General features: G+C 62.2%; 1 protein-coding gene. It reads right to left on the reverse strand.

The window, feature by feature from the left end:
* A partial coding sequence (locus RG959_RS24610; protein ID WP_342799347.1) for a hypothetical protein occupies positions 1-251 on the reverse strand: 251 nt, incomplete at both ends.

Genomic DNA, 251 nt, shown 5'->3' on the forward strand with positions numbered 1-251 from the left:
CCCCCTGACAGAAGGGGTCGAGCAGATAGGGCCCTTCGAGATAGTCCGTCACGAAGACCTTGCGGCGATGGCTGGGGAAATCGTCATAGAGATCAATGGGTTTCGCCTCTCCGCGATAGCCGAAGACCACGGTGAAGGAATAGGGCGCGACGGTCTGAAGCCAGGCTGTCAGGGCCGGGCAGAATGCTACCGTGCCGATCGCATCGATCGCAGCGCCGACCAGCGCGGCTGCGGAAAGCTCTGGCATGGCT

It is taken from the genome of Domibacillus sp. 8LH (assembly GCF_038806185.1).
GTDB classification, from domain to species: domain Bacteria; phylum Bacillota; class Bacilli; order Bacillales; family Domibacillaceae; genus Domibacillus; species Domibacillus indicus_A.